15 protein-coding genes are annotated in these 14,797 nt (G+C 69.6%); 1 reads left to right on the forward strand and 14 read right to left on the reverse strand.

The annotated features are described in order from the left end of the window. Positions 1–149 precede the first annotated feature (149 nt). From ACFY29_RS17090 to glyA, 13 genes are all read right to left on the reverse strand, one after another. Positions 150–605, reverse strand: a complete 456-nt coding sequence (locus ACFY29_RS17090) for a DUF2550 domain-containing protein (protein WP_328419827.1) — start codon at positions 603–605, stop codon at positions 150–152. A 12-nt stretch (positions 606–617) separates the two neighbouring features. Further along, positions 618–899: a F0F1 ATP synthase subunit epsilon gene (locus ACFY29_RS17095; protein WP_386987163.1), complete on the reverse strand. Its 282-nt coding sequence runs from the start codon at positions 897–899 to the stop codon at positions 618–620. Between the two features lie 89 nt (positions 900–988). Continuing rightward, positions 989–2,131, reverse strand: a complete 1,143-nt coding sequence (locus tag ACFY29_RS17100) for an LCP family protein (RefSeq protein WP_386987166.1) — start codon at positions 2,129–2,131, stop codon at positions 989–991. A gap of 221 nt (positions 2,132–2,352) precedes the next feature. Continuing rightward, the gene (gene atpD / locus ACFY29_RS17105) at positions 2,353–3,789 is read right to left on the reverse strand and encodes a F0F1 ATP synthase subunit beta (protein ID WP_328419834.1); all 1,437 of its coding nucleotides are present in this window, start codon (positions 3,787–3,789) and stop codon (positions 2,353–2,355) included. Continuing rightward, complete coding sequence (locus ACFY29_RS17110; protein ID WP_328419836.1) at positions 3,789–4,718, reverse strand: F0F1 ATP synthase subunit gamma; 930 nt, start codon at positions 4,716–4,718, stop codon at positions 3,789–3,791. Before ACFY29_RS17110 ends, atpD begins: the two co-directional genes overlap by 1 nt. A gap of 4 nt (positions 4,719–4,722) precedes the next feature. Further along, a complete protein-coding gene (gene atpA, locus ACFY29_RS17115; protein ID WP_386987170.1) occupies positions 4,723–6,375 on the reverse strand; it encodes a F0F1 ATP synthase subunit alpha in 1,653 nt (550 codons plus the stop codon). Between the two features lie 117 nt (positions 6,376–6,492). After that, positions 6,493–7,314: a F0F1 ATP synthase subunit delta gene (locus ACFY29_RS17120; protein WP_386987172.1), complete on the reverse strand. Its 822-nt coding sequence runs from the start codon at positions 7,312–7,314 to the stop codon at positions 6,493–6,495. After that, the gene (locus tag ACFY29_RS17125) at positions 7,314–7,853 is read right to left on the reverse strand and encodes a F0F1 ATP synthase subunit B (RefSeq protein WP_328419842.1); all 540 of its coding nucleotides are present in this window, start codon (positions 7,851–7,853) and stop codon (positions 7,314–7,316) included. The genes ACFY29_RS17120 and ACFY29_RS17125 overlap by 1 nt, the downstream gene beginning before the upstream one ends. 26 nt (positions 7,854–7,879) lie before the next feature. After that, positions 7,880–8,122 (reverse strand): F0F1 ATP synthase subunit C, encoded by a 243-nt coding sequence (locus tag ACFY29_RS17130; protein ID WP_328419844.1) that lies wholly within the window; start codon positions 8,120–8,122, stop codon positions 7,880–7,882. 66 nt (positions 8,123–8,188) lie between these two features. Continuing rightward, positions 8,189–8,986: a F0F1 ATP synthase subunit A gene (gene atpB, locus ACFY29_RS17135; RefSeq protein WP_328419846.1), complete on the reverse strand. Its 798-nt coding sequence runs from the start codon at positions 8,984–8,986 to the stop codon at positions 8,189–8,191. Positions 8,987–8,997: 11 nt separating this feature from the next. Next, positions 8,998–9,234, reverse strand: coding sequence for an AtpZ/AtpI family protein (locus ACFY29_RS17140; RefSeq protein ID WP_030488045.1), 237 nt, complete (start codon positions 9,232–9,234; stop codon positions 8,998–9,000). 189 nt (positions 9,235–9,423) lie between these two features. Next, entirely contained in the window at positions 9,424–9,849 is a 426-nt protein-coding gene (locus ACFY29_RS17145; RefSeq protein ID WP_355608691.1) for a hypothetical protein, read from the reverse strand. Next, on the reverse strand, positions 9,842–11,131 hold the full coding sequence (gene glyA / locus ACFY29_RS17150) for a serine hydroxymethyltransferase (RefSeq protein ID WP_328419851.1): 1,290 nt from the start codon (positions 11,129–11,131) through the stop codon (positions 9,842–9,844). The genes ACFY29_RS17145 and glyA overlap by 8 nt, the downstream gene beginning before the upstream one ends. Positions 11,132–11,166: 35 nt before the next feature. On the opposite strand from glyA, the gene ACFY29_RS17155 reads away from it, so the two are divergent. Next, positions 11,167–12,630 (forward strand): SDR family oxidoreductase, encoded by a 1,464-nt coding sequence (locus ACFY29_RS17155; protein WP_386987177.1) that lies wholly within the window; start codon positions 11,167–11,169, stop codon positions 12,628–12,630. Here ACFY29_RS17155 and ACFY29_RS17160 read toward each other — a convergent pair. After that, entirely contained in the window at positions 12,627–14,741 is a 2,115-nt protein-coding gene (locus ACFY29_RS17160; RefSeq protein ID WP_328419855.1) for a transglycosylase domain-containing protein, read from the reverse strand. The genes ACFY29_RS17155 and ACFY29_RS17160 overlap by 4 nt on opposite strands. Positions 14,742–14,797 lie beyond the last annotated feature (56 nt).

Consider the following 14,797-nt stretch of genomic DNA (forward strand, 5'->3'; position numbering starts at 1 on the left):
CTGCCACCGGTATCGGCAGGGTGAAAAGCGGCGCCTGGACGACGCACAGCGCCTCGGCAGGGTTTCCGGGGAGCCCGCCCGGCGGAGGGATCAAGCCTGACCGCCCGGAGCCGGGCGGGCTCCCCGGAAACCCCCACGGCGAGAGGGAACTAGGCAGCAGGCCAATCTTGGGAGGCCATACGCGGCGAGACCGCCCCCGGAGGGGCGGCCTCGAGCCAGGAGAGGAATCCGGTCACTGTCGACCGCGCCATGGCGATCTCCACCGGTGCGTGGTGACTGGTACAGCGGAGGATCACCCAGTCGGCCGGCATGGAGAGGCGTTCCTGACCCTCCGGCAACCGGCGGCGCTCCACCGCGAGCCCTTTGCGGGAGAGCACCCGCTTGGGCCGCAGCGCGAAGCTGAACATCCGGTACCAGCGCAGCTCGTCGCCAGCGAACCGGCCGAAGCCCGGCGACCAGCCGCGGCCGTCGAGCATGGTGGAGACCCGGACGCTGAGCCGGATGATGCCACCGCTACGGGTGACCAGGGCTCGCCGGACGAAGAGAATGAGGAGCGCGCCGAGGATGACTGCGACGCCGATCCCGAATCCCTCGACGATCTCCATCCCCGGTACGGCTCAGTGACTCTGCGCGGAGACCGGGGTCGCGCTCTCGGCCAGAACGATGACACCGTCGGCGCTCACCGAGAGGAAGCCGCCGGCCACCTCGTAGGAGACCTGCTCACCACCGGCAAGCTTGATGCGTACCTGGCCGGGCTCGGCGAGCTGGCCGAGCAGCGGCGCGTGCCCCGGCAGCACGCCGAGCTCACCCTCGGTCGTCCGGGCGACGACCATCTCGGCCTCACCGGACCAGACTTTCTCCTCGACGGCGACGAGCTCGACGTGAAGCTGCTGTGCCACGCTGTCTCCTTGCTGCGGCGACGGATTGCCGAAAGTCTAGTCGGGTGGCCGACGCGCACCCAAGGCGGGTGGGGAGAGCTGCGCCACGGCTACTTGGTCTTGTTCTGGAACTCCGGGTGCTCCAGCAGGAACGGGTCCAGTTGTTCATTGTGCAGGGCGGTAAAGAAGTCCGGTACGCCTGCCTGGAACTGCTCACCCTTGTATTTCGACCCGTCGAAGACGGGACCACCGGGCAGCTTGATCATCTGGATGGTGTTCGGCCGGATGTCCTTCAGGGCGAGCCCGAAGTCGACCACGCTGTTGCCCCGACCGTTGAAGATCAGCGACTGGCCGGCGGCGCGGAGCACCTTGTCCAGCTTGAGCGGGTTGGCCACCACGTCGGCGCTGAACGCCTGCCCGACCATCGCCTTGACGAACTGCTGCTGGTGGCGCTGCCGGCCGTAGTCGGCGTCCGGGACACCGTTCTTCGGGTAGCGCTGCCGGACGTAGTCCAGGGCCTGCCACCCGCTCAGGTGGTGGTTGCCCTTCTTGTAGACCGCCTGCGGGCCGACGTAGCCCTCGCCGCGCGTGTTGCCGGGCCGCGGCGTGCCGTCCGGCTGCTTGTGCTCGGACCTCACTTCGCGCTCGACGTACATGTCGACGCCGCCCATCGCGTCGACGATCTTCTGGAAGCCGGTGAAGTTGATGATCGCGCCGCCGTCGAAGCGCTTGATGCCGGTCACCGTCTGCACCGTGGTGGCCAGCAACTCGAAGCCGCGCGCCGCGTCGGGTTTCCCGCCGGGCACCCGGCTGCCGAACGACATGGCCGCGTTGATCTTGTCCTTGGTGCCGTTGAAGTCCGACTTGCGGAACGGCGGGATGTCGACGTAGAGGTCGCGAGGCAGCGAGAAGAGGTACGCCCGGTCCATCGTTGCCGGCACATGCAGCACCATGATCGAGTCGGCCAGTGGCAACGCCGTCGCATTACGTGGGTCGATACCGACCAGCAGGATGTTGAGCGGGCCCTTGATCTCGGACTTCTTCGCCTGGGCCCCGGCCGCCTGGTCGCCGAAGAGGTCGGCCTTGCCGACCGCGCCCTCGTAGCGGGCCATCAGCACCTCGGTGCCGACCAGCACCGCCCCGCTGAGCATGGTCAGCACGGTGCCGAACACCGTGCAGATCCTGGCCCAGCGCGGCACACCCCGCCAGATGGACGACTTGCGGCCACTCTTGCTGGCCTTACCCACGAGCATCTCCGTTCGTTACGCCCACGAGAAGGAGACGGGCGCACGTCGCCGAAAGGTTGCAAAGATCAACGCTCGTTCAAGTGAACGTGCGGAAGAACCGTATCTCGGGTGGCGCGCAACCGACGACCGCGAGAAACGGACTGCGGCGATGGTAAGGCCTGAAGATGAACAAAAGACTGCCCCGGCATTGCCGGGGCAGTCTTTTGGGTCAGCTCTGGTCGGAGCTGTCAGTCCTTCATCAGTTCCTCGGCCTTGCGCTCCAGGTCCTCAAGACCGCCGCACATGAAGAACGCCTGCTCGGGGAAGTGGTCGTACTCCCCCTCGCTGATCTTGCGGAACGCCTCGATGGTCTCCTTGATCGGGACCGTCGAGCCCGGCACGCCGGTGAACTGCTCCGCAGCGTAGGTGTTCTGCGACAGGAAGCGCTCGATCCGCCGCGCGCGCTGCACGGTGATCTTGTCTTCCTCGGAGAGTTCCTCGATGCCGAGGATGGCGATGATGTCCTGCAGGTCGCGGTAGCGCTGCAGGATCCGCTTCACCTCGGTGGCGACCTGGAAGTGCTCGGCGCCGACGAACTCCGGGGCGAGGATCCGGGACGAGGACGCCAGCGGGTCCACGGCCGGGTAGATGCCCTTGTCGGAGATCGACCGCTCCAGGTTGGTGGTCGCGTCCAGGTGGGCGAACGTGGTGGCCGGGGCGGGGTCGGTGTAGTCGTCCGCCGGCACGTAGATCGCCTGCATGGAGGTGATGGCCTGGCCCCGGACGGAGGTGATCCGCTCCTGGAGCTCGCCCATCTCGTCGGCCAGGGTCGGCTGGTAACCCACCGCGCTCGGCATCCGGCCGAGCAGGGTGGAGACCTCCGAACCCGCCTGGGTGAAGCGGAAGATGTTGTCGATGAAGAGCAGCACCTCCTGCTTCTTCACGTCACGGAAGTACTCGGCCATGGTCAGCGCGGAGAGCGCCACCCGCAGCCGGGTGCCCGGCGGCTCGTCCATCTGGCCGTAGACCAGCGCGGTCTTGTCGATAACGCCGGACTCGGTCATCTCGGCGATGAGGTCGTTGCCCTCACGGGTGCGCTCACCCACGCCGGCGAAGACCGAGGTACCACCGAAGTTACGGGCCACTCGGGTGATCATCTCCTGGATGAGCACCGTCTTGCCCACACCCGCGCCGCCGAACAGGCCGATCTTGCCGCCCTTGACGTACGGGGCGAGCAGGTCGATGACCTTGATGCCGGTCTCCAGCATCTCGGTCTTCGGCTCCAGGTCGGCGAAGGCCGGGGCCTTGCGGTGGATGCCCCACCGGTCGTCGGCCTGGATGGTCTCGCCCTCGGTGAGGTTGAGGCACTCGCCGATCGCGTTGAACACGTGCCCCTTCACCGCGTCGCCCACCGGCACGGTGATCGGCTCGCCGCGGTCACGCACCACCGCGCCGCGGACGAGGCCGTCCGTCGGCTGCATCGAGATGGCGCGGACCAGGTTGTCACCCAGGTGCTGGGCGACCTCCAGGGTCAGCGTCTTCTCACCGCCGGACAGGTGCACGTCCACGTTCAGGGCGTTGAACAGGGCCGGCATGGCGTCGCGCGGGAACTCGGCGTCGACGACCGGGCCGATGACCCGGACCACGCGACCCGTGGCCGTCTTGGTCTCTACTGGTGCAGTCATCACACTTCACTTCCCGACGCGGCCAGCGCGTTGGCGCCGCCGACGATCTCGCTGATCTCCTGGGTGATCCCGGCCTGCCGGGCCGAGTTCATCTCACGCGTGTACTTGTCGATCATTTCTTCGGCGTTGTCGGTGGCGCTCTTCATCGCCCGCCGCCGTGCCGCCGACTCACTCGCCGCCGACTCGATCAACGCCGCGTAGATCCGCGTGTTGATGTACCTCGGCAGGAGCGCGTCGAGCAGCGCCTCCGCCTCCGGCTCGAACTCGTACGCCGGCAGCAGCCCCTCGGAGCGCGGCCGGTCCTCGACCTGCATCGGCCCGATGACCTTGGTGACCGGGGTCTGCGTCATCAGCGACTGGAACTCGGTGTAGACGATGTGCAACTCGTCGACGCCGAGCACCCCGTCCGCACCGGCGCTGCCGTCGACGTCGTCCGCACCGGCCGTGAACGCCTTGATCAGCGTCTCACCGACCGTACGGGCGTCCTCGAACGACGGCTGCTCGCTGAACCCGGTCCAGTTCGCCTCCATCGGCCGACCGCGGAACCGGTAGAACCCGACGCCCTTACGCCCGATGACGTAGAGCACCGGCTCCTTGCCGTCCGCCCGGAGCCGCGCGATCAGCGACTCCGCCTTCCTGATCGCGTTGGAGCTGTAGCCGCCGGCCAGGCCACGGTCGCTGGTGACCAGCAGGACGCCCGCCCGCTGCACCCGCTCGCGCGGGGTCAGCAGCGGGTGGTCGATCCGTGCGTTGGACGCCAGCGCCGTGAGCACCCCGGTGATGGCCTGGGCGTACGGCAGGGACGCCTGCACCCGGGCCTGGGCCTTGGCGATCCGGCTCGTCGCCACGAGCTCCATCGCCTTGGTGATCTTCTTCATCGACTTCGCCGAGCGGATTCGTTGACGAAGAACGCGTACCTGGGCCGCCACGGGATCAGCTCTCGGCCGGGCGGTCGGTCGTGCCGTCGCGGAAGCGGGTCACCGTCTCGCGGTTCTCCTCGCCCTCCAGCGGCGTGGCCGGCGCATCGTTGATCCGACGCTCGTCGGCCTTGCCGAGGAAGACCTGCTTGAACTCGCTGATCGCGGTGTCCAGGGAACCGATGATCTCATCGTTCCACTGGTTGTCGGCGATCCCGGCCAGCACACCCGCGTGCTTGTGCCGCAGGTACTGGAGGAACTCCGACTCGAAGCGCCGGACCTCACCCACCGGGATGTCGTCCAGCTTGCCCTCGACGCCGGCCCAGACCGAGACGACCTGCTCCTGCACCGGGTACGGCGAGTAGTTCGGCTGCTTGAGCAGCTCGACCAGCCGCGAACCGCGGTCCAGCTGGGCCCGGGAGGCCCGGTCCAGGTCGGAGGCGAAGGCGGCGAACGCCTCCAGCTCGCGGTACTGGGCCAGGTTGAGCCGCAGCGAACCGGCGACCTTCTTCATCGGCTTCACCTGCGCGGCGCCACCGACCCGGGAGACCGAGGTGCCGACGTTGATCGCCGGACGAACGCCCTGGTTGAACAGGTCGGTCTCCAGGAAGATCTGGCCGTCGGTGATCGAGATGACGTTGGTCGGGATGAAGGCCGAGATGTCGTTGGCCTTCGTCTCGATGATCGGCAGACCGGTCATCGAGCCGCCACCCAGCTCGTCGGAGAGCTTCGCGCAGCGCTCCAGCAGGCGGGAGTGCAGGTAGAAGACGTCACCCGGGTACGCCTCACGGCCCGGCGGGCGACGCAGCAGCAGCGACACGGCCCGGTACGCCTCGGCCTGCTTGCTCAGGTCGTCGAAGACGATCAGGACGTGCTTGCCGCCGTACATCCAGTGCTGCCCGATGGACGAGCCGGTGTACGGGGCGAGGTACTTGAAGCCGGCCGGGTCGGAGGCCGGGGAGGCGACGATGGTGGTGTACTCCATCGCGCCCGCCTCCTCCAGCTGGCCCTTGATCGAGGCGATCGTGGAGGCCTTCTGGCCGATGGCGACGTAGATGCAGCGAACCTGCTTCTTCGGGTCGCCGGTGCGCCAGTTGTCCCGCTGGTTGAGGATGGCGTCCAGGGCGACCGTGGTCTTGCCGGTCTTCCGGTCACCGATGATCAGCTGCCGCTGACCCCGACCGATCGGGGTCATCGCGTCGATGGCCTTGATGCCGGTCTGCAGCGGCTCGTCAACGGACTGCCGGGCCATCACGTTCGGAGCCTGCAGCTCCAGCTCGCGGAAGCCCTCGTTGGGGATGTCACCGAGCCCGTCGATCGGCTGGGCGAGCGCGTTGACCACGCGGCCGAGGAAGGCGTCGCCGACCGGGACGGAGAGGACCCGTTCGGTGCGCTTGACGCGCTGCCCCTCCTCCAGCTTGGCGGAGTCACCGAGAACGACGACACCGATCTCCCGGACGTCGAGGTTCAACGCCACGCCGAGCGTGCCGTCCTCGAACTCCAGGAGCTCGTTGGTCATGGTCGAGGGCAGGCCCTCGACGTGGGCGATTCCGTCGCCGGTGTCGGCGACGGTGCCGACCTCCTCGCGGGAGACGTCGGACGAGTAGGAGGAGACGTAGCGCTCCAGGGCGCCGCGGATCTCCTCCGTCGAGATGGTCAGCTCGGCCATCCTCTGCTTCCTTAAAATTCAGGGGCCCGGGATACCTAGTACCGACCGGTCCGAATGGCGTCTGTCAATCCGGGCGCTGCGCGGCGGAGCCGCCCCAACGTTGGGCGGCGGAGCTGCTCAGCGCTTCGCGAGCGCGTTGCGGGTCTCGTTGAGCCGACGCAGGATGGTGCCGTCGTACAGGTCGGAGCCGACCCGCACGCTCATGCCACCCAGGACGTCGGGGTCCACCGTCTGCCTGACGGAGACCTCTCGACCGTATATCGCGGTGAGGCTCGCACCCAGCCGCCGCTCGTCCTCGTCACTCAACGGGGCCGCGACGGTCACGTACGCCACCTGCCGGTCGCGTCGCTCGGCGGCGAGCTCGACCAGCCGGGTGAGCGCCCCGATGAAGGAGCGTCCGCCGAACCCGCCCAGCGCCACCTCGACGAGGCGGACGGTCACCGGACGAGCCTTGTCGGCGAGCAGCTCGCGAGCCAGGGAGGCCCGCTGCTCGACCGGGGCGACCGGGTCGGCCAGCGCGTTGCTCAGCGCCGACTGACCCGCCACGACCTGGCCGAAGCGGAACAGCTCGTCCTCGACCTCGCCGAGGTCGCCGGCCTTGTCGGCGCTGGCCAGCAGCGCCTCCACGCCCAGCCGCTCGGCGCCCTCGAGCAACTCCGACGGTGCCGACCAACGGCCGGAGACCAGCGACACGAGCAGGTCGAGCGCGTCGACGCCGATCCGGCCGCCCAGCATGTCACCGAGCAGAGCGCCGCGGTCCTCGCCGGAACGGGCCGGCTCGGACAGCGCCCGGCGCAGCCGCGGCTCACGCCGCAGCAGGGTGGCGACGGAGAGGACGGCGTCAGCGGTGGAGGCCACCGCCGACGGCTCCGCGCCGCGGACGTACGCGTCGAGGCTCTCGGCCGCGATCTTGTACGACTCCCGGCTGGCGGCCTGCATCAGCGGGCCCCCGTGCTCTCAAGACCGCTCAGGAACCGGTCGACGGTGCCCTTGCGCCGCGCCTCGTCGGCCAGCGACTCGCCGACGATCTTGCTGGCCAGGTCCACCGCGATGGTGCCGACCTCGGTGCGCAGCTCGCGCACGATGGTGGCCCGCTCGGCGGCGAGCTGATCCTTGCCGGCCGCGATGATCCGGTCGGATTCCTCCCGCGCCTTGGCGAGAACGTCCTGCCGGATCCCCTCGGCGTCGGCCCGGGCGTCGTCGCGGATCTTGGCGGCGTCGGTCCGGGCTTCGGCGAGCTGGGCACGGTACTGCTCGAGCAGCTGGTTCGCCTCGGCCTGGGCGGCCTCGGCGCGCTTGATGCCACCCTCGATCGCGTCGACCCGAGCCTGGAACGTCTGCTCCATGCGGGGGAAGACGAACTTCATCAGCACGAAGCAGAGCACAGCGAAGGCGACCGTACCGACCACGATCTCCTGCCAGAGCGGGATGATCGGGTTGTGGGTCGACTCACCACCCTCAGCGGCGAGGAAATACATGGTTACCTCCCAGTCGAGGGGCGGAATCAGCTAGCAGTGCCGGCCCAGATGAAGCCGAAGGCGATGCCCAGCAGCGCGAGCGCCTCGATGACGGCGAAGCCGATCCAGACGTACGGCAGGGTCATCCGGGACGACTCCGGCTGGCGGGCGGTCGACTGGATGTAGGCGGCGAAGACCAGGCCAACGCCGATGCCCGGGCCGATGGCGGCGAGGCCGTAGCCGATGGCAGCGGTGCTACCGGTGACCTCGGCGAGAACGCTAGCGTCCATTGGTGTGGTTCCTCCTGGGTATCACGCGTGACTCTCACGCGGGACGACAACGGATGGTGCGGTGGATCAGTGCTCTTCGGCGAGCGCGCCCTGCACGTAGCTGGCGGTGAGGACGGTGAAGACGTAGGCCTGCAGGCAGATCACCAGGAACTCAAGGAAGGTGAGCGCGATGGTCATCACCCAGGAGAGCACCGAGACCGGAGCCAGCCAGGCGTTGGCGCTCAGCATGGCGAAGCCGCCGAGCGTGAAGACCAGCAGGAGCATGTGGCCGGCGAACATGTTCGCGAAAAGACGAACCGCGAGCGAGAACGGCCGGACGAGGAAGGTCGAGAAGAACTCGATCGGGATCAGCAGCGGCAGGATGTACCAGGGTGCCGGCGGGATCAGGGAGTTCCGCACGTACTTCTTGAAGCCGTGGTGCTTGATGCCGATGTAGTTGAACAGCACGTAGCTGATCACCGCGAGGATCGCCGGGAAGGCGATGTGCGAGTTCGGCGAGATCTGGAAGAACGGGATGATCGCGAACGCGTTCGTCAGCAGCACGAAGCAGAACAGCGACGTGAAGTACGGCGCGAACCGCACCCCCGCGTGCCCGATCATGTCGACCGCGATGTTGTTCCGTACGAAGCCGTAGATCGACTCGGCGAACCACTGCTTCTTGGTCGGCACCAGTTGCGGGTTCCGGTAGCTCGCCAGGAAGAAGATGATCAGGACGCCGACCGCGATCCAGACCATCGCCGTGATCTTGGTGAACCAGTATGAGTCGTGCGCACCCCAGGGCAGGATGCTGGGCAGGTAAAAGTCCTCCACACTGGGTGGGAATGCCGCCTGGCCCGCTGCCAGAACGTTCGCCTGTCCGAACACCGCGTCCCTTCCTAAGTAGGCGTGCCGAGCCGGCGGACGACGAGGATGATTCCCCCGGCCATGCCGAGCACGACGCCGATCCCGGTGGCGACGCCGCCGGTGTCGAGCCACTGGTCAACCAGCCAGCCGATGAAACCCCACACGAGCATGCCTCCGATGAGGTAGCTGAGCGCGGTCCAACCCTGACCGGCGCCGGACGGAATGTCGTCCGGTTCGCCGGCGGGACGGGGGGTTTGGTCACCAGCCATGACGGGGCGAACGATATCAGCCGGGAAGACGAGGCTGTGCCTCACCCCCCGCACAACCGTCGTTGTGTGGGCATCTCGGGGGCGCCGTCGTCTGTGGGCACGCTACTCCCCTTCCGCCCATGAGAGAATGACCGATGGCCGACAGCTTGTCGCGCGTCCGATGGATGGGACGAGCGGCCGATTGCCAGGTCAGCTACGCGATCGTCGGGCGTGCACGGTGGTCAACCACCAGATGTGCACCGCCGTCCACACTGCCACTCCGGCGACGATGCCGAGGCAGAGCGGGACCAACCCGGGCCAGCCCGTCGACGCCACCGCCACCATCACCACACCCAGCAGGGTGAACTTCAGCGCGTACAGGCCCAGCCCGAGCGGCAGCATCAGCTGTGGGTTGATCCGGTCCGCCCAGGCCAGCACCACGGTGGTGAGGGTGTAGCTGAAGACCGTGACACCGACACCGGCCGCCGCGCCGAACGCGGCCGTCATGCCGCCGGTCACCCCGCCGATCACCGCGGCGACCGCGGCCAGCGCCACCGACGCGGTCAGGAGCACCGGCAGGTGCCGCAGCCGCCAGCGCCGGTCGGCGTCGGGCTCGACCACCCCGGGCTCAGCCACGGGGGTACGCCGGGAACGCGGCAACCAACTCGGCCACCTCGGCACCGATCCGGGCCAGCTCGTCCGCGCCGCCCGGGACGCCGGGATCGGCGCGTACCGCCCGGGCGATCAGGCCGGCGACCTGTCGCAGCTCCCCCTCCCGCATGCCCTGGGTGGTGACGGCGGGCGTGCCCACCCGGATGCCGGAGGCGACCATCGGCGGCTGCGGGTCGTACGGGATCGCGTTCTTGTTCAGGGTGATCGACGCGGCGTCGCAGCGACTCTCGGCCTCGGCGCCGGTGACCCCCACCTCGCGCAGGTCGATCAGGGCGAGGTGGGTGTCGGTGCCGCCGGACACCGGGCGCATCCCCTCGGCGGCCAGCCCGGCGGCGAGCGCCTGGGCGTTGCGGACCACCTGACCGGCGTACGTCTGGAACTCGGGCTGGGCGGCCTCACGCAGCGCGACCGCCTTGGCCGCGACCGCGTGCATCAACGGGCCGCCCTGGGTGAACGGGAAGACCGCCTTGTCGATCCGCTGGGCCAGCGACTCCCGGCAGAGGATCATGCCCCCGCGTGGGCCGCGCAGCACCTTGTGGGTGGTGGCGCAGACGACGTCGGCGTACGGCACCGGGGACGGGATCGCCCGCCCGGCGACCAGGCCGATGAAGTGCGCCGCGTCCACCATCAGGTACGCACCGACCTCGTCAGCGATCTCCCGGAACCGGGCGAAGTCGATCAGCCGGGAGTAGGCCGTGGCGCCGCAAATGATCATCTTGGGCCGGTGCGTCAGGGCCAGGTCCCGTACCTCGTCGTAGTCGATCAGCTCGGTGTCCCGCCGGACGGTGTACCCGACCGTGGCGAACCACTTGCCGGAGAAGTTCACCCGACTGCCGTGCGTCAGGTGACCGCCGTGCGGCAGGTCCATCGCCAGCACCGTGTCCCCCGGCTGCACCAACGCGGCGTACGCGGCCAGGTTGGCGCTCGCCCCGGAGTGCGGCTGGAGGTTGGCGTGCTCGGCGCCGAAGAGCTCCTTCGCCCGGGCGATGCCGATCTCCTCGGCCCGGTCGACCTCGGCGCAGCCACCGTAGTAGCGCCGACCCGGGTAGCCCTCGGCGTACTTGTTGGTCAGCGTCGAACCGAGCGCGGCCAGCACCGCTGGCGAGGTCAGGTTCTCGCTCGCAATCAGCTGCAGGCCGCTGCGCAGCCGGTCCAACTCGCCGAGGACCACCCCGGCGATCTCCGGGTCGGTGGCCCTGAGCTGCGCGAAATCCGGCCCCCAGAAGGTGCTCGTCTCGGTGTCCACAGCGAAGGAGTCTAGGGGGCCGCACACTGGGAACCGTGAGATGCCTGGTCACCGGAGCCACGGGATACATCGGCGGGCGGCTGACGCCGCTGCTGCTCGCCGACGGACACACCGTGCGCTGCCTGGCGCGGAAGGCCGTGCGGCTGCGTGACGTGCCCTGGGCGTCGGCGGCCGAGATCGTCGAGGGGGACCTGAGCCGGCCGGAGACGCTGCCCGCCGTGTTCGCCGACGTGGACGTCGCCTACTTCCTGGTGCACTCGCTGGGCCGGGCCGACTTCGAGGCGACCGACCGCACGGCGGCGACCAACTTCGCGGCGGCGGCCCGCGAGGCCGGCGTACGCCGGATCATCTACCTGGGCGGCCCGGAGCCGGCGTCGCACGAGGAGGTGCCCTCCCCGCACCTGCGGTCCCGGGCCGAGGTGGGCCGGATCCTGCTGTCCAGCGGAGTGCCCACGGCGGTGCTCCGAGCCGCGGTGATCATCGGCTCCGGCTCGGCGTCGTTCGAGATGCTGCGCTACCTGACCGAGCGACTGCCCGCCATGGTCACCCCACGCTGGGTGAGCAACCGGATCCAGCCGATCGCGGTCCGCGACGTGCTGCGCTACCTGGCCGGCTGCACCGCGCTGCCGGCGGAGGTCAACCGGGGCTTCGACATCGGCGGGCCCGACGTGCTCACCTTCGGCGACATGATGCAGCGCTACGCCTCGGTGGCCGGGCTGCGCCGGCGGGTCATCGTGCCGGTCCGCCTGCTCACCCCGTCGCTCTCGTCGCACTGGGTCGGCCTGATCACCCCGGTGCCGAACGCCATCGCCCGCCCGCTGGTGGACAGCCTGGTCCAAGAGGCGGTCACGCACGAACACGACATCGCCCGGTACGTGCCCGACCCGCCGGGCGGCCTGATCGGCTTCGACCAGGCCGTCGCGCTGGCGCTGGCCAAGGTGCGCGACGCCCAGGTGGAGACCCGTTGGTCGACCGCGAGCGGCCCGGACGCGCCCGCCGAGCCGCTGCCCAGCGACCCGGCCTGGTCCGGCGGCACCGCCTACACCGACGTCCGGGAACAGGCGGTGAACGCGCCACCGGAGGCGCTCTGGCGGGTCATCGAGGGCGTCGGCGGCGAGCACGGCTGGTACTCGTTTCCGCTCGCCTGGTCGGTTCGCGGCTGGCTGGACCGGCTGATCGGCGGGGTCGGGCTGCGTCGCGGCCGGCGCGACCCGCACCGCCTGCAGGTCGGCGAGGCGCTGGACTTCTGGCGGGTCGAGGAGATCATCCCGGGCGAGTTGCTGCGGCTGCGCGCCGAGATGCGGCTGCCCGGCCGGGCCTGGCTGGAGATGCGGGTACTGCCGACCGACGACGGACGCAGCCACTACCACCAGCGCGCCGTCTTCCTGCCGCGTGGGTTGGCCGGGCACACCTACTGGGGGTCGGTGGCCCCGTTCCACGCCGTGGTCTTCGGCGGAATGGCCCGCAACATCGCCCGCAACGCCGAACACCTGGGTTAGTTGCCGGTTCGGGGTTCGGTGACCTGGAAGGCGGCCCGTTCGCTCGGCGGGACGAAGTCCCGCACCGGCTGGCCGCGCAGGCCGATGGCGAGCACCTCGCCGACGGCATCCACCATCTGGGCCTGCACCGCCTGACCGACGGCGTCGCGTGGGTTGTCCGGGTTGGCAGCCATCGAGGCGACCGCGAGCTGCGGGGTGAACGCCACCACCGTCTCCACCTCGTACCGATCCGAGCTGCCGGTCTTGCCCGCCACCGGACGGCCGAGCTTGGCCCGGAAGTCGCCCGCGGTGGCGCCGTCGCAACGTCCGTACATCGACTGGTCGCCGACCGGGCAGCGAGCCGCGTCGGTGGCCGCCCGGGCCACGTCGGTGTCGATCACCTGCCGGCAGTCCGGCTTGGCGGCGTCGACCGGCCGACCGGCCGAGTCGGTGATCGAGACCACCGGCAGCGGCGCGCACCAGGTCCCCTCGGCCGCCACCGTGGCGTACGCAGTGGCCAGGTCGAGTGGGGTGGTCGCGGCCACGCCCAGGGTGAACGGGCCCCAGTTCTTCGCTCCGTACCGGGCCAGCCGGGCATCGGAGTCGGCGCGCAGCACGATGCCGAGCCGCTCGGCCATCTCCACCACCCGGTCGGCGCCCACCTGCTCGGTGAGCCAGGCGAAGTAGGTGTTCACCGAGCGCCCGAACGCGGTCCACATGGTGCGCCGGCCGTCCATCACCGAGGGGCTGGAGTTCTCCGGGCACCAGCGGCCGTCGCAGCTCGCCTCACCGGTCGCCGCGTAGCGGGTGACCAGCCGGCTCGGCGAGTCGAAGTCGGTCGACAGCGGCAGGCCGGACTCCAGCGCGGCCAGCATGGTGAAGAGCTTGAACGTGGACCCACCCTGGTACCCCTCGATCGCCCCGCCGCCGGCCACCAGCTGGTTCACCGTGTTCGGGTGGTTCTTCTGCCCGACCGGGTTGTCCGCCACGCCGTAGCTGCGATTCACCGACATCGCCAGCACCCGGCCCGTGCCGGGCTGCACCACGGCGGTCGGCATGGCCCGGGCATTGGTCGGCTTGTAGATTTTCAGCACCTGCTCGGTGGTGGCCCGCTGGATCCCCGGGTCCAGCGAGGAGACGATGGAGAATCCGCCCCGGCGCAGCGTGCGCTGCCGCTCGTCGGCGCTCGACCCGAACGCCGACTGGCTGCTCCACCATTTGGTGAACCAGTCGCAGAAGAAGCCCCAGTCGTTGTGCCCGTTGGGCACCGCGGTGCAGTCGTTCGGGGTCTCGCTGGGCCGCAGCTCCAGCGCCTCGGCCCGGGCCGCCGCCGCCGCCTCCACCGACACCTGGCTCGACTCCACCAGTTGGTCCAGCACGTACCCCCGTCGCTGCAGCGCACTGTCGGCGTCGCCGTTGATCGGGTCGTCGCTGTCCGGCGACCGGACCAGACCGGCCAGCATCGCGGCCTGGGCCAGGGTCAGCTCGGCCGGGGACCGCGAGAAGTAGCGCTTGCTGGCTGCCGCGATGCCGTACGCCCCGGCGCCGAAGTAGGCGATGTTGAGGTAGCGGGCGAGGATCTCCTCCTTGTTCAGCTCCCGCTCCAGCGCCAGCGCGTACCGCATCTCCTGGACCTTGCGGGCGGTGGTGACCTCGGTGGCCGCGTCGCGCTGCCGCTCGGTCAGCCGCGGGTCGCTGCGGAGCACGTTGCGGACGTACTGCATGGTCAGCGTGGAGGCGCCCTGCCGGGTGTGGCCGTCACGCTTGTTCACCGTGAACGCGCGCACCACGCCTCGCAGGTCCACCCCGCTGTGCTGGTAGAACCGGACGTCCTCGGCGGCCACGATCGCCTGGCGCATCACCGGGGCGACCTCGTGCAGCGGCACGTCCACCCGGTCCTCCTGGTAGAAGGAGGTGATCAGGGTGGTGCCGTCGTTGGCGTAGAGGTTGGAGCGCTGGGCGGTGGGCGGCGTGCGCAGCGTGTTCGGCAGCTCCGAGTAGGGCGTGGAGAGGGCGCTGAAGCCGATCCCGAAGACCAGGGCCGCGGGCAGGGCGGCCGCTGCCAGCACCAGCCCGGCCAGCACACCGGCAATCAACACGGTCAGCAGTTTGTCGAGTCGGGCCCGGATCATCAGCTCTCCCCGCAGGAGCCGGTCACGCTAGGACCCGTTCAGAATGACCCGGAACG

Source organism: Micromonospora sp. NPDC000668 (assembly GCF_042897975.1).
Taxonomy (GTDB): Bacteria; Actinomycetota; Actinomycetes; order Mycobacteriales; family Micromonosporaceae; genus Micromonospora.